Annotated in this window: 16 protein-coding genes; 7 read left to right on the top strand and 9 right to left on the bottom strand. The window is 66.4% G+C overall.

All coding sequences use genetic code 11. The features are described 5' to 3' along the window. Nucleotides 1–114: 114 nt before the first annotated feature. Together otsB and Q0309_RS11045 are read right to left on the bottom strand one after the other, a co-directional pair. Nucleotides 115–939 carry a trehalose-phosphatase gene (gene otsB / locus Q0309_RS11040; RefSeq protein ID WP_299440553.1) on the bottom strand — a complete coding sequence of 275 codons (825 nt, stop codon included), beginning with the start codon at nucleotides 937–939 and terminating at the stop codon, nucleotides 115–117. After that, nucleotides 929–1,687, bottom strand: a complete 759-nt coding sequence (locus Q0309_RS11045; protein ID WP_299440555.1) for a beta-phosphoglucomutase family hydrolase — start codon at nucleotides 1,685–1,687, stop codon at nucleotides 929–931. The genes otsB and Q0309_RS11045 overlap by 11 nt, the downstream gene beginning before the upstream one ends. A gap of 467 nt (nucleotides 1,688–2,154) precedes the next feature. Here Q0309_RS11045 and Q0309_RS11050 point away from each other — a divergent pair, with 467 nt between their 5' ends. After that, nucleotides 2,155–2,577, top strand: coding sequence for a hypothetical protein (locus Q0309_RS11050; RefSeq protein ID WP_299440557.1), 423 nt, complete (start codon nucleotides 2,155–2,157; stop codon nucleotides 2,575–2,577). A gap of 25 nt (nucleotides 2,578–2,602) precedes the next feature. Here Q0309_RS11050 and Q0309_RS11055 read toward each other — a convergent pair whose 3' ends face one another. Both Q0309_RS11055 and phaC read right to left on the bottom strand, forming a co-directional pair. After that, on the bottom strand, nucleotides 2,603–2,944 hold the full coding sequence (locus Q0309_RS11055; RefSeq protein WP_299440559.1) for a hypothetical protein: 342 nt from the start codon (nucleotides 2,942–2,944) through the stop codon (nucleotides 2,603–2,605). After that, nucleotides 2,944–4,755 (bottom strand): class I poly(R)-hydroxyalkanoic acid synthase, encoded by a 1,812-nt coding sequence (phaC, locus tag Q0309_RS11060; RefSeq protein ID WP_299440561.1) that lies wholly within the window; start codon nucleotides 4,753–4,755, stop codon nucleotides 2,944–2,946. Before phaC ends, Q0309_RS11055 begins: the two co-directional genes overlap by 1 nt. A 397-nt stretch (nucleotides 4,756–5,152) precedes the next feature. Between phaC and Q0309_RS11065 the strand changes: the two genes are divergently transcribed. Then, on the top strand, nucleotides 5,153–6,244 hold the full coding sequence (locus Q0309_RS11065) for an OmpA family protein (RefSeq protein WP_299440563.1): 1,092 nt from the start codon (nucleotides 5,153–5,155) through the stop codon (nucleotides 6,242–6,244). 103 nt (nucleotides 6,245–6,347) lie between these two features. Here the strand turns inward: Q0309_RS11065 and Q0309_RS11070 are convergent, their stop codons facing one another. The 5 genes from Q0309_RS11070 to Q0309_RS11090 all read right to left on the bottom strand — a co-directional run bounded on the left by Q0309_RS11070 (nucleotide 6,348) and on the right by Q0309_RS11090 (nucleotide 12,379). After that, a complete protein-coding gene (locus Q0309_RS11070) occupies nucleotides 6,348–8,024 on the bottom strand; it encodes a methyltransferase domain-containing protein (RefSeq protein WP_299440565.1) in 1,677 nt (558 codons plus the stop codon). A 12-nt stretch (nucleotides 8,025–8,036) separates the two neighbouring features. After that, the gene (gene metK / locus Q0309_RS11075) at nucleotides 8,037–9,212 is read right to left on the bottom strand and encodes a methionine adenosyltransferase (protein WP_299440567.1); all 1,176 of its coding nucleotides are present in this window, start codon (nucleotides 9,210–9,212) and stop codon (nucleotides 8,037–8,039) included. A gap of 493 nt (nucleotides 9,213–9,705) precedes the next feature. Then, complete coding sequence (gene zapE / locus Q0309_RS11080) at nucleotides 9,706–10,914, bottom strand: cell division protein ZapE (protein ID WP_299440569.1); 1,209 nt, start codon at nucleotides 10,912–10,914, stop codon at nucleotides 9,706–9,708. A 64-nt stretch (nucleotides 10,915–10,978) separates the two neighbouring features. Further along, nucleotides 10,979–11,773 carry a response regulator transcription factor gene (locus Q0309_RS11085; RefSeq protein ID WP_366940593.1) on the bottom strand — a complete coding sequence of 265 codons (795 nt, stop codon included), beginning with the start codon at nucleotides 11,771–11,773 and terminating at the stop codon, nucleotides 10,979–10,981. A gap of 162 nt (nucleotides 11,774–11,935) precedes the next feature. Then, complete coding sequence (locus Q0309_RS11090; protein WP_299440571.1) at nucleotides 11,936–12,379, bottom strand: hypothetical protein; 444 nt, start codon at nucleotides 12,377–12,379, stop codon at nucleotides 11,936–11,938. Nucleotides 12,380–12,569: 190 nt separating this feature from the next. Between Q0309_RS11090 and Q0309_RS11095 the strand changes: the two genes are divergently transcribed. The 5 genes from Q0309_RS11095 to pstB all read left to right on the top strand — a co-directional run bounded on the left by Q0309_RS11095 (nucleotide 12,570) and on the right by pstB (nucleotide 19,134). Beyond that, on the top strand, nucleotides 12,570–13,499 hold the full coding sequence (locus Q0309_RS11095; RefSeq protein WP_299440573.1) for an exopolyphosphatase: 930 nt from the start codon (nucleotides 12,570–12,572) through the stop codon (nucleotides 13,497–13,499). A 452-nt stretch (nucleotides 13,500–13,951) separates the two neighbouring features. Then, nucleotides 13,952–14,974: a substrate-binding domain-containing protein gene (locus Q0309_RS11100; RefSeq protein WP_299440575.1), complete on the top strand. Its 1,023-nt coding sequence runs from the start codon at nucleotides 13,952–13,954 to the stop codon at nucleotides 14,972–14,974. Nucleotides 14,975–15,367: 393 nt separating this feature from the next. Beyond that, a complete protein-coding gene (pstC, locus tag Q0309_RS11105) occupies nucleotides 15,368–16,834 on the top strand; it encodes a phosphate ABC transporter permease subunit PstC (RefSeq protein WP_299440578.1) in 1,467 nt (488 codons plus the stop codon). 114 nt (nucleotides 16,835–16,948) lie between these two features. Continuing rightward, on the top strand, nucleotides 16,949–18,295 hold the full coding sequence (pstA, locus tag Q0309_RS11110; protein ID WP_299440581.1) for a phosphate ABC transporter permease PstA: 1,347 nt from the start codon (nucleotides 16,949–16,951) through the stop codon (nucleotides 18,293–18,295). Nucleotides 18,296–18,366: 71 nt separating this feature from the next. Next, nucleotides 18,367–19,134, top strand: coding sequence for a phosphate ABC transporter ATP-binding protein PstB (gene pstB / locus Q0309_RS11115; protein ID WP_299440763.1), 768 nt, complete (start codon nucleotides 18,367–18,369; stop codon nucleotides 19,132–19,134). Nucleotides 19,135–19,165 lie beyond the last annotated feature (31 nt).

Raw genomic sequence — 19,165 nt, forward strand, 5'->3', positions numbered from 1 at the left:
TTGGGTTCGAACTGGTCGTAGACCAGGGACCATTCGGACATGGGTCGCGGACCTTTCGTGGCTGGGGCCGTGGACGCGGGGTGGTCAGGAGCCAAGGACGTTTCGTTCAAGGCATCATGGGGTCATGCGGCGCAACAGGTCGAGCACCTGGTCGGGATCGTCGACGCGGAAGTCGGCGGCCGAGACCCGCCCGTTCGCGCCGTCGCTGGCCGGGGCGGCGAGAACACCGACCCCGTTGATCTCCTGTAACGCCTTGAAGGCATCCTCGTCGGTGACGTCGTCGCCGAAGAACATCGGCGCATGACCGGCATCGTCAAGGTTCAGGGTGCCGAGCAGGTGGCGCACGGCCTTGCCCTTGTCCCAGTCGATGTCCGGCTGGATTTCGAACACCTTCTTGCCGGGCTTTTCCTTCAGCCCCGGCACGGCGCCAAGCAGGCGATCAAGCACGCTCCTGAAGACCGGATAGGCTTCGTCGGCCACCAGGCGATAATGGGCGGCGACAGAGAATTTCTTGCGTTCCACCAGGGCGCCGGGGAGGGGGTCGAGGCCGTCCTTGAGGCGCGCCTCGACCTCGTCCATCAGCGCGGTGAAGTCACCGATGCCCTCAAGCGTCAGGACCCCGGCCTCGGGCGTGCGGATGTCGAAGCCGTGACTGCCGGCGAAGGTCAGGGTGTCGATCCCGACCAGCTTCTCGACGTCCGGGCGGTCGCGGCCGCTGACCACGGCGACCGGTCGCTTGCGGGCCAGGGCGTCGACGACGGCGCGGCCCTCGTCGGACAGGATGGCGTTTTCCGGCCGGTCGACGATCGGCGTCAAGGTTCCGTCGTAGTCCAGGAAGATGGCCGGCTCGCGGCCGTTCAGGGCGGCGGTCAGGGCGTCGAACGCGTCCAGGGCGTGCGGCAGGTCCTGCACCGGGCGGAGGCGGGGGTCATGCGTCACGGAGGAAGTCTCCCAAATCCTTGACAACGATGTGAGCGCCGTTCTCCAGCAAAGCCGCTTCGCCGAGCCCGCGATCGATGCCGATCACGAGGCCGAAGCCGCCGGCGCGGCCGGCCTGGACGCCGACGATGGCGTCCTCGACCATGATGCTTTCCGCCGGCGTGGCGCCGACCATGCGCGCGCCCTCGATGAAGGTGTCGGGCGCCGGCTTGCCGGGCAGGCCCTTCTCGACCGCCGAGATGCCGTCCACCTGGGCCTCGAACAGGTCGGTCAGGCCGGCACTGGCCAGTACCGGGCCGCAGTTCTTGGAGGACGAGACCACGGCGGCGCGCATCCCCTCGGCCCGCAGGCGGCGGATCACGGTGACGGCGCCGTCGAACACGGTGACGCCGTCGCGGCGTATGACCTCGTTGAACTCCAGGTTCTTGCGGTTGCCGAGCCCGCACACCGTCTGTTCGTCGGGGCTGTCGTCCGGCGTGCCCTCGGGCAGGGTGATGCCACGGGAGGCGAGGAACGTGCGCACACCGTCATAGCGGGGCTTGCCGTCCACGTGCTGCAGGTAGTCGTCTGGCGTGAAGGGGACGAACGGCTCGCCGGTCTGTTCGGCGCGTGCCCTCAGGACGCCGTCGAACAGATTCTTCCAGGCCGAGGAATGAACGGCGGCGGTGTCGGTGACCACCCCGTCCAGGTCGCAGATGATGGCCGTCAGGCCTTGTCCGGCCCAAGGCCACGGTGTCGGGTCCGTCATGTCCCCCCTTCCCAGATTGACCGTGTGAAAAAGAGCCCGTGAAGGACCGACCACAATGCGAGGAATGGCCGAACCGCCCGTCTTCCCCGCGTTCCGTCTGGTTCAATCCACCAACCCATGTCGTGTTTGACCATTGGGGGTCGGCTGTGCGGTCTCACCACACGGTGGCACGTTGAAATGCGTTGTCCTGTGCGGCCGATTAAGGGCCACCGTGGACGCGGCAAAGCCATCATAGCGACTTTGAGGGCCAAAGGTCACCCCCCGCGGTCGGAAATCTGGCGCGTCGTCTCGCGCCGTCTTGTTTTGGGTTGAAATCGCCGAAGCGGCCCCGGGTCCGATCGGGTCTTGCAATGATCCTTTGGGGGGCGCACTTTGGAGGGGCGCAAGGTGTCCGTTCGAGAGGATATCTGCGCCGAACGATCGTGTGTGTCGCCGGAGTCGGGCCGGCTGTCAGGAGTCTCGAGGCCATGTTCCCCTTCTTCCCCTTCGGCCCGGTGCCGCCGTTCCCGTTCCTGTTTCCGTTCGGCGGGTATCCGTGGGCCAGCCGTAACGCCGCCGAGACCGACGGGTCCACGTCCGGTGCCGCGCCGTTCGGCACAGCACCACCGTCCCTGATGACCATGGCCCTGATGCCGGCCATGGCACCGTTTGCCCTGGGCTCGCAGATGGCGCGGGTGGCGGAGGACGCGCGCCACATCGCCATGCACGTCAAGGAGTCCCTGGAGAAGGACGACGGCCCCGTGCATGTGATGGTCGGCGATCCCGACGGTCCGCTGGGCGTGGCCATCGGCCTGACGTTCCTGAAGCGCGGCCAGACGCCGCAGCTGCGCGACGCCGGACCGGCGCGCGTCGAGGCCATGGTGGACGTCACGCCCAAACCGGCGGCGTGATTCGCCGTCCGGTGCCGCACCCGGATCAGGGCTGGCCCGGCGTGTAGAAATCCGGGCGCGCCAGGTCGGCGCTGCCCTCACGCTTCGTCTCCTGATCGAGCGACTGGATCGCCTCGGCCAGCGCGTCGCACCGAGTGCCATGGGCCCGCGCCCGCCCGGCGTCGGTTCGCGCCGCGTCCCGGACGGTGCGGTCCAGGCATTCGGCCTGATAACGGGCCATGAGGTCCGCCGGTGCCAGGGTGTCGATCGCCGATTCGGCCGCGCGGACCTGGCCCCAAGATCCGCAGGCCCAAGACCCGCAGGTCAGGACCGCGACCGCCAACACGGCGGGAACGCGGCGCGGGTTGCCTCCGAACGGCCGCATCATCAGACCGCCCGCATCTTCACGTAGCTGCCCGGGGCGTCCTCAATCGGCTTCAATTCGCCCTCGCCGGGCTGGCGCGCCGGCACCTGCTCGCCGGCGTGGCGGCCGATCCACTTCTGCCAGTCCGGCCACCAGGAGCCGGGGTGCTCGGTCGCCGCGCCCAGCCAGGTTTCCGGATCCTTGGACCGGCTGTTGCTGATCCAGTGGCAGTACTTGTTGGACGCCGGCGGGTTGATGACGCCGGCGATGTGGCCCGACGCCGCAAGCACGAACCGCACCGGCCCCTTGTAAAGCTGGGCGCTTCGGAACGTCGAGACCCAGGGCGCGATGTGGTCCTCGCGTGCGGACAGGAAATACGACGGCGTCTTGACCTTCGTCAGGTCAATGGGGACATCCCCGATGGTCACCGCGCCGGGCTCCTTCAGCGCGTTTTCGAGGTAGCACTTGCGTAGGTAAAAACTGTGCATGGCCGCCGGCATCCGTGTGCTGTCGGAGTTCCAGTACAGCAGGTCGAACGGGAACGGCTCCTTGCCCATCAGGTAGTTGTTCACCACGAACGACCAGATCAGGTCGTTGGAGCGCAGCATGTTGAAGGTGGTCGCCATCTCGGCGCCGTCCAGATAGCCGCGCTCGAACATCTCCTTTTCCAGGTGGTCGATGGTGGTCGGGTCGATGAAGACCCCCAGTTCGCCGGGTTCGGAGAATTCCATCAGCGTCGTGAAGTGGGTCGCCGAGGCGATCCGGTCCTCTTGCCCCTTGGCATGGAGCCACCCCAGCGTGACACCAAGCAGCGTGCCACCCAGGCAATAGCCGATGGCGTTGACCGTGCGTTCTCCCGTGGCCTTCTCGATGGCGTCGAGCGCCTCCAGCGGCCCTTCCAACAGGTAATTGTCGAACGTGATGTCGCGGTAGGACTCGTCCGGGTTCACCCATGAGATGGTGAACACCGTGTGCCCCTGGGAGACGGCCCAGCGGATGAACGAGTTCTTCTCGCGAAGGTCGAGAATGTAGAACTTGTTGATCCAGGGCGGGACGATCAGCAGCGGCCGCTTGGCCACCGTGTCCGTCGCCGGCGCATACTGGATGAGCTGCATCAGCCGGTTCTGGTGCACGACCTTGCCCGGCGTGGTGACGATGTTCTCGCCCACCTTGAAGGCGTTCTCGTCCGTCATGGTGATGCGCAGCTGGCCCTTGCCGCGCTCCAGGTCGGCCAGCATGTGTTCCAGACCGTGCAGCAGGCTCTCGCCATTGGTCTCGATGGCCGTGCGCAGGACCTGGGGGTTGGTCATGACGAAGTTGGTGGGCGCCATGGCATCGACGAGCTGGCGGGTGTAGAACTCCACCTTGCGCGCGGTCGGGCTGCCCTCGCCCTCGACGTCGTGAACGAGCCCGAGCAGCCAACGCGACGTGAGCAGGTACGACTGCTTGATGAAGTCGTACACCTCGTTTTCCTGCCACATCTCGTCGCGGAAACGGTGATCGCTCTTCTCTGGACGGACCAGCGGTTCCGTCTCCTGGCCGAGCCAGCGCTGGGCCGCGTTCTGCCACAGCGACATGTACTCCTGCCAGAGATTGAACTGCGCCTCCATGATCTTGGCCGGATTGGCCATCATCTTGGCGGTCATGTCCAGGAACGCCTCGCTGACGTTCAGCGGGTCGCCGAATGGCAGGCCGCCGTTGCCGGACGCCTGGCGGCTGAGGAAATCGCTGACCAGATGCTGGCCGTGTTCGGCGATCTCCGTCATCGCCCGGGCGAATTCCTGCGGGTCCGGGTGCTTCGGAATCTCGTCGGTCTTGCCCTGTTGATCGGCCATCGTCCCTTCCTCTATCATCCAATCCGCGTTGAGACCGTGGCGGTGTCGGGCCTTGCCCCGCTGGCCGGGATGTCAAGGTGAAGCGGTTTTGATGGGCATTGTGGGATACATTGCCGTGTCGGCCAAGGGGGTTGCCACGGGCGGCGGTTGGTTTTTCCAAGATGGGGCCCCAGGATCGATCGGGCAACCCGAAGCAGTCCCCATGGGCGGGGCTGGGATCGGTGTCGGCGGCCGGCGGGTGGGAACACACGGGGCGAACTCCGGTCAACACAACACAACAGGCCCGAGCCCCCGGTTCGGCCCTTCATGAAAAGGGGAGACAGCGGGCGTGACGACACCCGGCGTGACGAGACAGAAGTCCCGGCCGCGGCATTCAAGCCGCCGGACAGGCCGTCCGTTGACGGCCCGGGCGGCCGTCTTGGGCTTTCTGGCCCTGTGTGGCGCCCTGGCGGTTACCGCCTGCGCCGACGATCCGCCACCGGAAGCGTCGGGCGAGTATCCCGATATCGCCGACAGTCCGGCCGAGCGGCCACAGGTCACCCCGGCCAGCGAGCGCGAACAGATCGCCGAGGGCCTGCGCGCCGACCGCCGTGAGGATCGGTACGAGGAGGACCTTGGTCCACGGCAGCGCTCAAGCGAGGTGCGGCCGCCCGAATACACCCCGCCGCCCGAGACGGACTCACCGGCGCCGACGCCCCCCGCCGCGCGCCTTGACGCCGGGGAACAACCGGCCACGGCGGCGCGGCCGGGGCCGGACGCGTCCATCACGCGGCGCGACATCCCGGCGCCGCCCGGCCAGGAGCGGTCGGCCGTCGCCGCCGGCACACCGACCCCTGGCCCGTTCGTCTCCGAGGCAACGCCGGGCCGGCCCATGCCACGCCAGACGGCCCCCACCGGTCCGCATGTCTTCGCCGGACCTCCGCCCGGCACGGGCTTTCACGGCGGGCCGATCGTTGTGGATTCGCGGGGTGTGACGACCATGGGGCCGGGCGGGCCACTGACGACACCTGGGCCGTACCCGGTGGCCGGCGCGCCCGTGGCCGCGTCGGGCTATGCCGGGGCGTACGGACCCGCCGTGGCCACCGCGCCGGGGGCCCAGCCGCTGTCGGCCTACGGTCCCCTGGGCGGCGCGCGCAGTCAGCGGGTCGCCGTCATCTATTTCGCCGACGGCTCGGCCAATCTCTCGGGGCGGGATCGCCACGTGCTGCGGCAGGTGGCCGCCCTCCAACAGCACTATGGCGGCGTGATCCGGGTGGTCGGCCATGCCTCCAGCCGCACCGGGGCCATGGACATCACCCGCCACAAGCTGGCGAATTTCACGGTGTCGCTGGGCCGTGCCAATGCCGTCGCGGGGGCCTTGATGAACGCCGGGGTGCCGGGGCGGTATCTGTATGTGGGCGCCGTGTCGGACAGCCAACCCGTCTATTACGAGATCATGCCCACCGGCGAAGCCGGCAACCGCCGCGCCGAGATCTACATGGACTATTAGGGGCAGGCGCCGCCGGGCGGTTTGGTTTTTGCCGAACGCCGGGCGGCATGGGAAAAGGGGCGGGGCCTTGCGGCGCCCGCCCCTTTGTCCGCATTGTCGGTGCCTATTCCGGCTTGCGGAAGTGCAGGATGCCCCAGGCGAGGTGCCCGGCCTCGCCGGCCTTCACCCAGTTGTCCAGCCCCACGAGCATCCGGTCGAGATAGCCGCGGCTGCACACCTTGGCCAGCTCGTTGTAGCGCTCGCGCAGGACCTCGGCGACCCGGCCGTAGTGGCGCGGCAGGTGGTCGGTCAACTCGGTGATGGACACCGTCTCGAACCCGACCCGCGCGGCCGCTTCCTTGTAGAAGCCGATGGAGCCCAGGTTCTCAAGGTGGATGCGGTCGTACACCGGCTGCAGCACGCCCTCGGGCACGTCGTCGATCTCCATCGGGTCGGTGAAGATCAGGTGGCCGCCCGGCTTGAGCACCCGGTACGCCTCTTCCAGCACCAGTTCGCGGTCGCCGGCGTGCAGGATGGAATCCTGCGACCAGACCACATCGAACCGCTGATCTGGCTCGGGCACGTCCTCGAAGGTGCCGTGGATCACCGTGATCTTGTCGGCCAGCTCCTGTTCCTCGTTGAGCTGGCGGTTCTTGGTGTTCTGGATCTCGGAGATGTTGAGGCAATGCACGCGGCAGCCGCGCGTGGCGGCCAGTCGCCGCGCGGCGCCACCGTAGCCCGCGCCCAGGTCGAGCACGCGGCTGTCGGCGCTCAACTCCACCTGTTCCGCCATGGTGTCGACGGTGCGGCGGCTGGCGTCCTTGATTTGTTCACCGGCCTTGTCGGTGTACAGGCCGATATGAATGTCCTCGCCACCCCAGATGTGGAAGTAGAAGTTGTCGGCGTCGCCGCTGTCGTAATACGTTTCGGCCACCGAGGCGATCTTCTTCAGGTCGCGGGGACCATGTTCCAGGTCGTAACTCTTTGACGCGACGTGAATGAAGAAGTCCGGATCGTCTTCCTGGTACGTTTCCTGGAAGTCGCCGTAGGTGCGGATGTGTTGGAAACCCGCCTCGGTGAGCAGACGCCGCATGTAGTTCTTGCGGAGCGGAAACATGTTCAGCTTGTATTCCGACCCGTCCGGGAACGCATAGCGGAAGCGGGCCAATCCCTCGTCCACGTGCTCCGGCTCGGCCACGACCTTGTCGCCACAATAATAGTACTTGTGGGCGCTGCTGTAGCCGTGGTCGAGCATCGCATCATAGTTACGCTGATCAATGATCAGCACGCCGTCATGCTTCAGGGCGGCGTAGAACTCGGCCAGGGCGCGGCGCCGATCCTGTTCGTCATGCAGGTGGGTGAAGCTGTTGCCCAGGCAGATGATGGCGTCGTACTTGCCGTGCAGGTCGCGGTTCAGGAACCGCCAGTCGGCCTGACAGGTGCGCAGGATGATGTGGTGATCCTTGGCGTTCTCGAACGCCTTGGCCACCATGGCGGCCGAGCCGTCCACCGAGGTCACATCGAACCCGGCCTTGATCAGCTGCACCGAGTGGAACCCGGTGCCGCAAGCCGCGTCGAGGATGCGGGTCTTGCCGCGCGCCTTCAGCACGTCGATGAAGAAGCGCCCTTCGCTTTCGGCGCGGGCGTTCCAGTCGATCAGTTCATCCCACTTCTCGACAAAGGTCTGGATGTACTCGGCACGGTATTGATCGCTGTCGCGCACGGCGATGGGATCGTCACCGTAGTCCTGCTCCTTGGCGACAAGATCGGTGTTCTTCTCGCGAAAATCGATGGTGTCCATGAGAGGCCTCTCCTATTCCGCGGCGATGGTTTTCGTGGCGTCGGCGGATAGCGCGGCGGCCCGGTCGGTGTTCTCCCAGGGCACGTCCGGACGACCGAAATGGCCGTTGGATGCCGTGGGGCGGTAGATCGGGCGCAGCAGGTCGAGCATGGCGATGATGCCCTTGGGCCGCAGGTCGAAGTGTTCGCGGACCAAGGCCTCGATGTGGGGTTCCGGGATGGTGCCGGTGCCGAAGGTATCGACGCGCACCGACACCGGTTGCGCGACGCCGATGGCATAGGCGAGTTGCACCTCGCAGCGGTCGGCGAGGCCGGCGGCGACGATGTTCTTGGCGACGTAGCGCGCGGCGTAGGCGGCCGAGCGGTCGACCTTGGACGGGTCCTTGCCGGAGAAGGCGCCGCCGCCGTGACGGCCCATGCCGCCGTAGGTGTCGACGATGATCTTGCGTCCGGTCAGGCCGCAGTCGCCCACCGGGCCGCCGATGACGAACCGGCCGGTCGGGTTGATGTGGTACTTGGTCTCGGCGGTCAGCATGTCGGCCGGGACGCACGGCTTGACGATCTCCTCGATGACCGCCTCGCGCAGGGTCTCGTAGGCCACGTCCTCATCGTGCTGGGTCGACAGCACGACGGCGTCGACGCCGGTCGGGCGCCCCGCCTCGTAGCGCACCGACACCTGGCTCTTCACGTCCGGGCGCAGCCAGGACAGCCGGCCGGCCTTGCGCACCTCGGCCTGGCGCGCGGTCAGGCGGTGGGCCAACTGAATCGGCAGGGGCATCAGCTCCTCGGTCTCGCGGCAGGCGAAGCCGAACATCAGGCCCTGATCGCCGGCGCCCTGATCCAGATCCAGGCCGGTTCCCTCGTTGACGCCCTGGGCGATATCCGGGGACTGCTTGTCCAGGGCCACGAGGACGGCGCAGGAGCGCCCATCATAGCCGTACCGGGGGTCGTCATAGCCAACGTCGAGAATGGTGTCCCGCGCCACCTGGGCGTAGTCGACATGCGCGGTGGTGGTGATTTCCCCGGACAGAATGCACATGCCGGTGTTCACCATGGTCTCGCAGGCCACACGGGCATGGGCGTCCTGGGCCAGGATGGCGTCCAGGATGGCGTCGGAAACATTGTCGGCCAGCTTGTCCGGATGGCCGGCGCCGACCGATTCAGAGGTGAAAATGTAAGAGTCGGTCACGGTGCTCGTTCTCCCTGGGCAGGCCAGGGACGCGCGCCGACCGCCGACGGATGTGTCGGCTGGGCGGGGGCGTCCCCGGGCATAATGGTCCGTCGGTCGCGAGCCTCGGAACGTCCGGACGCGCAGGCTCATGCCCCGCATCCGGCAGCAAGTATTCTATACTGTTGTTCCGTGCGCGCCGTCGTGAGTGCGGCACGCGGCTTGGTGATGAAACCCACGCCGATAAACTTTGGAGCCGTTTTAGGCGGGCTCCAACGGTGTTGGGTGGGGAGCCGCATCAGGGTCTTCGGCGACCGCGCTCCCCATTCACACGTCGTATGCTACACGAGTTGGAAAAGCCGTTCCAGCCGTAGGGGCGATTTTCGGGTAGGATGACATGATATCATCATACTTTGGTGCCAAGGGGCGTATCTAAGGTAGCAGAGGCGTGGAATGGTGCACCGCATGAGTCCACGGGGGGTGGGCGAATCGGGCCACGGGGTGGCCATGGCCCTCATCGGCCCGTCGCGTCGGGCGTCTCCGGACCACGGTCCAGCCGGTGCGGCCGGCCCAGGTAGTCCTGCGCCTGCATCTCGATCAGGCGCGAGATGGTGCGGTCGAACTCGAAACGCCCGTCCCCGGCGCGATAAAGGTCGGTGACCGGGACCTCGGCCGAACAGATCAGCGCCGTCCGATGGTCGTATAGCGCGTCGACCAGCAGGACCAGGCGGCGCGCCCGGTCGCGGTCTTCGGGGCCGAGCGCCGGAATGCCGGAGACCATGACCACGTCATAGAGGGTGGCGATCTCCAGGTAGTCCGTGACGCCCAACGCGCGGCCGCACACCTCGTCGAAGGAAAACCAGGCGACACCGTTGCCGGCGCGGGGGACCGGGATGGTCCGCCCGTGTACCACCACGCTGTCGGGCGCCTCCGACGTGCCGTCCAGCAGGGCGCGGAACGTCTCCTCCAGGGCCGCGTCGCTGTCCGGCCCAAGGGGGTGGTGGTAGACCTCATGCCCCTGAAGACGGCCCAGCCGGTAATCCTGTGGGGAGTCCAGTTCGAGCACGTCCAGCCGCGTTTCCAACAGGGCGATGAAGGGCAAAAACTTTTCGCGTTGCAGGCCGTCCTTGTAGAGATCGGCGGGCGGACGGTTGGACGTGGTGACGACCACGACGCCGGCGTCGAGCAGGCGTTCGAACAGGCGCGCGACGATCATGGCGTCGGCGATGTCGCGCACTTCCATCTCGTCCAGGCAGAGCAGCGTGACCTCGGCCGCGTACTGATCAGCCAGGCGCACCAGCGGGTCGCGGCCCTCGCGGCCGTCCTTGCGCCAGTGGTGCAGCGTTTCGTGCACCTCTCGCATGAGTTCGTGGAAGTGGACACGCCGTTTGCGGTCGATCGGCGCCGTCGCGGCCAGCAGGTCCATCAGCATCGACTTGCCGCGACCGACAGCGCCGTGGATGTAGAGACCGCGCGGGCTGTGTTGCGGGGTACGGCCGGACGCGCCGCCCCGGCGGGCGCCCTTGGGCGTCAGCCGCGACAGCAGACCGGCGGCGCCGACCGGCGCGTTCATGGTTCGGGGGCGGGTTCGATCATGCTCCGACAGCCCCCGGGCCAGGTCGTCGAGCCGGTGGACCACATGCTCCTGGGCCGGATCGGGCCGCAGGTCTCCGGATTCGAGAAGCGTGCGATATCGTGTCAATGGGCCGTGTGGCGCGGTCATAGCTCAGCCCCACACCCCGCGCGGCTGGGGGCGTGTTCCGCCGCCGGTTTCGCGTGGTCGACGTTCACGGGGTGCCGCGACCCCCAAGGGCGGTGGCGTCGGCACCGGTGGGAAAGCCGAGGCGGGCCGCCGCCACCACCGCGCCGGTCCGATTGTGGACCTTGAGCGCTTTCAAAATGGCGGTGACGTGAAGTTTCACCGTGCCCTCGGACAGGTCGAGGACGCGGGCGATCTCCTTGTTGGACTTGCCCTGACCCAGAAGGGCCAGGACCTCCCGCTGGCGCGGTGTGAGCAGGGCGCTGGTCGCCGGGCGGACGCCGGCGCGCTCGGGATCGTTCAGCGCGTCCGGGCTGTCGCTGCCCAGGGGCAGGGCCTGCTTGAGGCTGGCGACCTCCTTGTCTTCCAGCAACGCCGGCGGCAGGTAAACGCCGCCCGAGAGGACCAGGCGCAAAGCGCCGATCATGACCTTGCTGCTGGAGGTCTTGGGGATGAAGCCGGATGCGCCGAGCCGCACCGCGTCGGCCACCAGCCGCCGGTCCTCCGCCGCCGTCAGCACCACCAGCGGGACTTCGCCCAGGCGCTGTTTGAGGGTCGTGAGGCCCTCGTGCCAGCTCATGCCCGGCATCACCAGATCAAGCAGGGCAAGGTCGACGCCGGGCGGTTCCGCGGCGCGGGTGATGGCCTCGTCGAACGAACTGGCCTCAAGGATCTCCAGGCCGGGATCAAGCTCTGACAGAACCAGCCGCAACCCGTCGCGGAACAGTTCGTGATCGTCTGCGATCAGTATTCTCACCACGTCCTCTTGCCGCTGCTCGTTGATCTGCTTTTCGCTGTCCGGGAGCGAGACCGACCACCGCACCCCGTGCGCCGCGCGTGCGGTCGCCAGACATCCGCGCTAAAGCGACGGAAAGGATATACCAATTCGGCATCATCCACGACTATGGATATACAGGCTTGGACTCATTTGTGCCACCGGCAAAAGGACCATGGTCGCGCCGCCGGGTTGCAATTTCTTACGATCCTAAAGGCGCGGCGGATCCGGCAGGGTGCCGCCCGGGTAGATGGCGCCGGACCACGGATCGTCGGGGACCGGAGCGGGCGACCCGGTCGTGACCCCTGGTTTGGCGCGCGCCGGGCCGGGCGCGACGCACGCGAACGTCGCGCGCCACGGCTGCATGAGCCGGCACGTTCCCAGGCTTTCACCTTCGAACCGGGGCACGCGGTCCGTCTCCGCGCAGACCTCCGCCGCCAGAGCGCGGAGTTGTTCGGGGGTCGTTTCCCCCTTGGCGTAGCAGATGACCGGTCGGTCCGGTGTCGAGGCGCCCACCATCGCGGTGCTGCCGGCCTCGCGGCGGCTGTCCACGAACGGTGCGCCGCAGGCCGTGAGGGTCGCGGCCAGCGCGGCCGATAGGAGGATCACCCGGCCGATCCAGCCGTCGTTGAACTTCTGTCGCCAGGCGATCACGACGCGGAGACCTCCGTGGTGTGGGGGCGGGGAGGGAGGGACGGCGGGCCTCGCGGTGTGGCCCGCGCCCTGTTTTGAAGCCGGGGACGGCCGAAATCAAAACGATTTTTGCACGCGCCGTCCCTCGCTTGCGCGCGCCCGCGTCCATGCTTTATATGGGGCCTTGTCTTGAACGCGGGGAGGACGCGGGATGGCGGACGCCAAACATCGTCTGGTCACACGAAGCGATTTCGATGGCTTGGTCTGTGCGGCCCTGCTGAAGGAATTGGACATGATCGACGAGATCATGTTCGTCCACCCCAAGGATATGCAGGACGGAAAGGTCGACATCACCGGGCGCGACATTACAACCAACCTGCCGTATGTCCCGGGTGTCTATTTGGCGTTCGACCACCATTTGTCCGAAACCATCCGTGTCGGGCGGCAGGACAACCATATCATTGATCCGCTCGCTCCCTCCGCCGCCCGTGTCGTCTACGAGCATTTCGGCGGCCGATCCGCGTTCCCGCGGATTTCGGACGAAATGATGGACGCGGTGGACAAGGCGGATTCGGCGCAATACGACAAAGACGAGATCCTCAATCCGAAGGGATGGGAACTCCTGAACTTCATCATGGACGCGCGCACCGGCCTGGGCCGGTTCCGGACGTTCCGGATCTCGAACTACAATCTGATGATGGAGTTGATCGATTACTGCCTCGAGCACTCCATTGAGGAAATCCTCGCCCTGCCCGACGTGCAGGAGCGCGTGAGTCTGTACCTGGAGCATCAGGAGCATTTCAAGGAGCAGCTTCAGCGCTGCGGCACCGTGCACGGCAATCTGGTGGTGCTGGACCTGCGCGAGGAAGGGACCATCTGGGCCGGCAACCGGTTCATGGTCTATGCCTTGTACCCGCAGTGCAATATCTCGATGCATGTGATGTGGGGCCGGCAGCAGCAGAACACGGTCTTCGCGGTGGGCAAGTCGATCTTCGACCGGTCGTCCCGCACCAATGTCGGCGAACTGATGCTCGAATATGGCGGCGGCGGCCATCACGCCGCCGGCACCTGCCAGATCGGCAACGACAAGGCGCACGACGTGAAGGCCGAACTGGTCCGCCGCATCACCGCCGACGGCTGAGCCGGCGCGGTCAGGGCGGAACGCCAGCGCGGGAGATCCCTCCCGGCCTTCGGCCGGTTCGGGATGACTTTCTTGCTTTAACCCGCGTCATCCCGAGTGAGCGAAGCGAGCCGAGGGATCTCCCTCGATCGCGTGGCGCCATCGCCTGGCGACGACCCAACGCATCTGGCGGACGATTTAGCGCGAGTTCACGGCGACCAACGCACTTGGCGAGCAGGTCTTGGCGCAGGCGACGCCGACCCAACGACGCGCCCTTTCGTCGCCCGTTGTAACCAAACATTCACAGGCCTGTCACACGGGAGTCGTCGTCCGTGAGTACCGTGCCGGCAATTCGGGTGCCGGGCGCGGTATCCGAACGGCGTGTTCCTTCGGTTGCGGGAACCCCCGCGCTGAAGCCAATCGGGGGGGTGCCCCTCCCGAAAAGACGCTCCCACAATGACTTGGAGGTCCTCGTGATCAAGAAGAGCATTCTGCTGGCCGCCGTGGCCACCGTCGGTTTCGCTGGCGTCGCCGAGGCGCGCGACCAGATCCGCATCGTCGGTTCCTCGACGGTGTATCCGTTCACCACGGTCGTGGCCGAGAACTTCGGCAAGAAGACCGGTCACCCGACCCCGGTTGTCGAGTCCACCGGCTCGGGCGGCGGTCTGAAGCTGTTCTGCGCCGGCCTGGGCGTCGAGCACCCGGACTTCACCAACGCCTCGCGCGCCATCAAGAGCTCGGAGATCGAGACCTGCGCCAGCAACGGCGTTGAGGCGATCACCGAGATGCAGGTCGGCTACGACGGCATCGTCATGGCCAACGCCAAGAACGCCCCGGCCCTCGAACTGACCAAGCAGCAGGTCTACCTGGCCCTGGCCAAGGACATCCCGCAGGACGGCGAGTGGGTTCCCAACCCGAACATGAACTGGTCGGACATCGACCCGTCCCTGCCGGACGCCAAGATCGAGGTGCTGGGTCCGCCCCCGACCTCCGGCACCCGCGACGCCTTCGGCGAGCTGGTCATGGAAGCCGGCTGCGAGGAAATCGAGGCGTGCGCCGCTCTGGACGGTGACGAGTTCGACGCCCGCGCCATGACCATGCGTGAGGACGGCGGCTTCGTCGAGGCCGGCGAGAACGACAACCTGATCGTCCAGAAGCTGGAAGCCAACCCGGCCGCCGTCGGCATCTTCGGCTTCTCCTTCCTCGATCAGAACCGTGACAAGATCCAGGGTGCCACCATCGACGGCGCCGCCCCGACCTTCGAGAACATCGCTTCCGGCTCCTACCCGGTCTCCCGTCCGCTGTTCGTCTACGTCAAGGTGGCGCACATGGGCGTGATCCCGGGCATGGAAGAGTTCCTGGAAGAGTACACCTCCGACGCCGCCTGGGGTCCGGAAGGCTACCTGATCGACAAGGGCCTGATCCCGATGGACGAGGGTATGCGCGAGAAGATGCGCGAAGCCGCCCTGAACGGTGTTGACAACGTCAACATGTAAGGGGTCCGTCGCGCCGGGTTCTGGTCATCGCCCGCACCAGTGTGGGCGATGACACCGGTGACCGTCGGCGACCGGCCCCGGCCGGTCGCCGACGACGTCGGGGGGATGGTTCCACCGAACCGCGTTCTTGTCCCACGCTGACGTGCGAGGGTTTCCCGGCCCTGTCTCCGATCCCGCCGGTCGTGCCGCTGGCCGGGATTCGCTAGACCGGGGCGGTAAGCCGTCGCGTTGCCTGTGGTCGCATCCGTCGCATGTGCGCGGGCGCGTCACGGGCGCGGGGTTTTCGGGGTTTTCACGTCAAGGCACACCGCACGGCTCGACCTCGCCTGACTGCGCGCGGTTTGGCGCTGCGGACGCTCATCGGACCGCGATCCGGGAAACGGGAAGTCGTCAATGAATATCTTGCTGGTCATCGGTGTGATTCTCGTGCTGGCGCTGGTCGGCTTCTTTCTGGGGCGCCAACGCGCGGTCGTGAAGAGTGGCGGCGAAAGCAGGAGCCTGCATTCCCTTCCCGGTTATCACGGGCATTTCGTCGCCCTATGGGCCGCCGTGCCCTCGTTGATCCTCCTGGCGCTTTGGGTTCCCTTCGAGCCCGTGCTGGCGATGAATGCCGCCCTGGACTACTTCCAGGCCCACATCTCCGAGCCGGGCAACATGGAGGAAATCCGGCAGTCCAAGCTGTCCCTGTTGCTGGGCCTGTCGCAGGAGGCGACGACGATCAAGCTCGATGAGCTGTCCACCGACCAGTTCCAGCTGTTGCAGACGGAAATCCGCAACATGGCCTCCGGCACCGCCTCGGCTGGGCACGCGGCGTTCATCCAGGAGGTTGCGGACTACTATTCCAGCTATCGCCAGACCAGCTACTACCTCATGTTCGCGGCCTGCGTGGGCCTGACCGGCGCCGGCGCCGGCTTCGCCTGGAGCCGCATCGCCCCCGGAATGCGGGCGCGCAACCATGTCGAACAGGCGGTCAAGTGGTTCATGATCATCTGCTCGACGGTGGCCATCCTGACCACCCTGGGTATCGTGTTGTCCCTGCTGTTCGAGGCCCTGCGGTTCTTCGCCAAGATTCCCATTACGGAGTTCCTGTTCGGCCTGCACTGGAGCCCGCAGATCGCCATTCGCGAGGGACAGGTCGCGTCGGAAGGGACCTTCGGCGCTGTTCCGTTGTTCACCGGCACGCTGTTGATCTCGTTCATCGCCATGTGCGTGGCGGTGCCCATCGGCCTGTTGTCGGCCATCTACATGGCCGAATATGCCCATGCCAGGGTGCGCGCGGTCGTCAAGCCGCTGCTGGAGATCCTGGCCGGCATTCCGACCGTGGTCTACGGCTTCTTCGCGGCCCTGACGGTGGCGCCGTTCTTCCGCGATCTCGGTAACAGCATCGGCCTTGACGTCTCGTCGGAGAGCGCGTTGGCCGCCGGGTCCGTGATGGGCATCATGATCATTCCGTTCGTCAGCTCGTTGAGCGACGATGTCATTACGGCCGTGCCGCAGTCGATGCGCGAGGGGTCGTTCGGCCTTGGCGCCACGCGCTCGGAAACGATTCGCCGCGTCATTCTGCCGGCCGCCCTGCCGGGCATTATCGGCGGCGTCCTGCTGGCCGTTAGCCGGGCCATCGGCGAAACGATGATCGTGGTGATGGCCGCCGGGCTGGGGTCCAACCTCACGGCCAACCCGCTGGAGGCCGTCACGACCGTCACGGTGCAGATCGTGACCCTGCTGGTGGGCGACCAGGAGTTCGACAGTCCCAAGACCCTGGCCGCCTTCGCGCTGGGCCTGATGCTGTTCGTCATGACCCTGGTCCTCAACATCATCGCGCTGCACGTCGTGCGCCGCTACCGCGAACAGTACGAATAGGGGCGGGGCCGGCCGTGGAACCCGCGCCGCCGCGGCCGGCTTCGATGGGACCAAGATGATCGGGGCGCGCGCCGCCTCCCTTTGACCCCGTCCAACCGGGAGCGAAAGAAATCCATGACGAAGAAAGCCGGGTCGACGTCGACCTCCATGGAAAAGATGCAGGCCACGCTGAGCCGGCGCTACGCCGCCGAGAAGCGCTTCCAGTCCTACGGCGTCATCGCCATCGTCCTGGCGATGGCCATGCTGGTGACCCTGTTCGCCACCATCATCGGCACCGGGTACACGGCCTTCTGGCAGTACACCGTCCGTCTGGACGTGACCCTGTATCCGCAGGACATTGATCCGGACGGCAACCGCGACCCGGAGGTGCTGGCAAAGGCGGACTACCAGTCGGCCATCAAGGACGCGCTGTACTCGCTGTTTCCCGAGGCCACCAGCCGGCAGGACCGCAGTGCCGTCCGCGCCCTGATCAGCCCGGGTGCCAACTTCGTTCTCCGTGACAAGGTTCTGGACAATCCGGACCTGGTCGGGCAACGCGTCAGCGTGCGCGTGCCGCTGGCCTCGGATTTCGACCAGGTTCTCAAGGGCAACATCGACCCCGACGTGAATTTCGATGTGATCGAGGAGCGCAGCACGGACATCCCCTGGTCACTGCCGCCCGACGAGCGCCTGATCACCGAAAAGCAGGCTGGGTATCTCCAGCAGCTCATCCGACAGGGAGAGGTCGAGGCGAGCTTCAATATCTGGTTCTTCACCAATGGCGATAGCCGCCAGCCGGAACTGGCGGGTATCTGGGGCGCGGCCGTGGGTTCCATCTTCACGCTGATGGTGACACTGGCCCTGTCGTTCCCGGTTGGCGTGGCGGCGGCCGTCTATCTGGAAGAATTCGCGCCGAAGAACCGTTGGACCGATATCATCGAGGTCAACATCAACAACCTGGCGGCCGTGCCCTCGATCGTGTTCGGTCTGCTGGGTCTGGCCGTGTTCCTGCAGTTCTTCGGTCTGCCGCGCTCGGCGCCGGTGGTGGGTGGTCTGGTGCTGACCTTGATGACGCTGCCGACCATCATCATCGCCAGCCGTGCCGCGTTGAAGTCGGTGCCGCCGTCGATCCGCGAGGCGGCGCTGGGCGTCGGCGCCTCCAAGCTGCAGACCATCACGCATCACGTGCTGCCGCTGGCCATGCCCGGCATGTTGACCGGCACCATCATCGGCATGGCCCAGGCGCTGGGCGAAACCGCGCCGCTGCTGATGATCGGCATGGTGGCTTTCGTGGTGGACATCCCGTCCTCGCCGCTGGACGCGGCGACGGCCTTGCCGGTGCAGATCTATCTGTGGTCCGACAGTCCGGAACGCGGCTTCACCGAACGGACCTCGGCGGCGATCATGTGCCTTTTGGGCTTCCTCATCCTGATGAACGCGGCGGCGGTGCTGCTGCGCAAACGCTTCGAACGACGGTGGTAAGAGCCATGACCGAGCAGCGGAACGAGTCCGAGCAGGAGCACGCCTATCCGGAGACCACGGCCGGCAAGCCGATGGTGGACGGAAACGTCAAGGTGGCGGCGCGCAATGCCAACGTGTACTACGGCGACAAGCAGGCCATCAAGAACGTCAGCCTGGACATCGCGCCCAACGAGGTGACCGCCTTCATCGGTCCGTCGGGCTGCGGCAAGTCGACGTTCCTGCGGGCGCTGAACCGCATGAACGACATCATCGATATCTGCCGGGTCACGGGCGATATCCGCCTCGACGGCGAGGACATTTATGACCGCAGGGTCGATGTCGTCCAGTTGCGCGCCCGCGTCGGGATGGTGTTCCAGAAGCCCAACCCGTTCCCGAAGTCGATTTTCGAGAACGTGGCCTACGGCCCGCGCATTCACGGTCTGGTCGCGCACAAGGACGAACTTGACGAGATCGTTCACACCAGCCTGGAGCGCGCCGGCCTGCTGGGCGAGGTGAAGGATCGCCTCGATACGCCCGGCACCGGCCTGTCCGGCGGTCAGCAGCAGCGTCTGTGCATCGCCCGGGCCATCGCGGTCAGCCCCGAGGTGATCCTGATGGACGAGCCGTGCTCGGCGCTGGACCCCATCGCCACGGCCAAGATCGAGGAACTGATCGACGAGTTGCGCGAGAACTACACCATCGTCATTGTGACACACTCGATGCAGCAGGCGGCGCGCGTCTCGCAGCGCACGGCGTTCTTCCATCTTGGCAACCTGGTCGAGATGGGCGATACCGAAACGATCTTCACGAATCCCGAGCACAAGCTGACTCAGGGCTACATCACCGGCCGCTTCGGCTGAGGCGGCCCCCTCGCACGCGGTTCGAAGGATG

The sequence above is a fragment of the uncultured Rhodospira sp. genome, assembly GCF_937138205.1.
GTDB lineage: Bacteria > Pseudomonadota > Alphaproteobacteria > Rhodospirillales > Rhodospirillaceae > Rhodospira.

What these genes read in the sequence shown, in the direction of transcription:
- Q0309_RS11045 (WP_299440555.1), bottom strand. Translation starts at nt 1,687, where the DNA reads ATGACGGACCCGACACCGTGGCCTTGGGCCGGACAAGGCCTGACGGCC.
- Q0309_RS11050 (WP_299440557.1), top strand. Translation starts at nt 2,155, where the DNA reads ATGTTCCCCTTCTTCCCCTTCGGCCCGGTGCCGCCGTTCCCGTTCCTG.
- Q0309_RS11055 (WP_299440559.1), bottom strand. Translation starts at nt 2,944, where the DNA reads ATGATGCGGCCGTTCGGAGGCAACCCGCGCCGCGTTCCCGCCGTGTTG.
- phaC (WP_299440561.1), bottom strand. Translation starts at nt 4,755, where the DNA reads ATGGCCGATCAACAGGGCAAGACCGACGAGATTCCGAAGCACCCGGAC.
- Q0309_RS11070 (WP_299440565.1), bottom strand. Translation starts at nt 8,024, where the DNA reads ATGGACACCATCGATTTTCGCGAGAAGAACACCGATCTTGTCGCCAAG.
- zapE (WP_299440569.1), bottom strand. Translation starts at nt 10,914, where the DNA reads ATGACCGCGCCACACGGCCCATTGACACGATATCGCACGCTTCTCGAA.
- Q0309_RS11095 (WP_299440573.1), top strand. Translation starts at nt 12,570, where the DNA reads ATGGCGGACGCCAAACATCGTCTGGTCACACGAAGCGATTTCGATGGC.
- pstC (WP_299440578.1), top strand. Translation starts at nt 15,368, where the DNA reads ATGAATATCTTGCTGGTCATCGGTGTGATTCTCGTGCTGGCGCTGGTC.
- pstA (WP_299440581.1), top strand. Translation starts at nt 16,949, where the DNA reads ATGACGAAGAAAGCCGGGTCGACGTCGACCTCCATGGAAAAGATGCAG.
- pstB (WP_299440763.1), top strand. Translation starts at nt 18,367, where the DNA reads ATGGTGGACGGAAACGTCAAGGTGGCGGCGCGCAATGCCAACGTGTAC.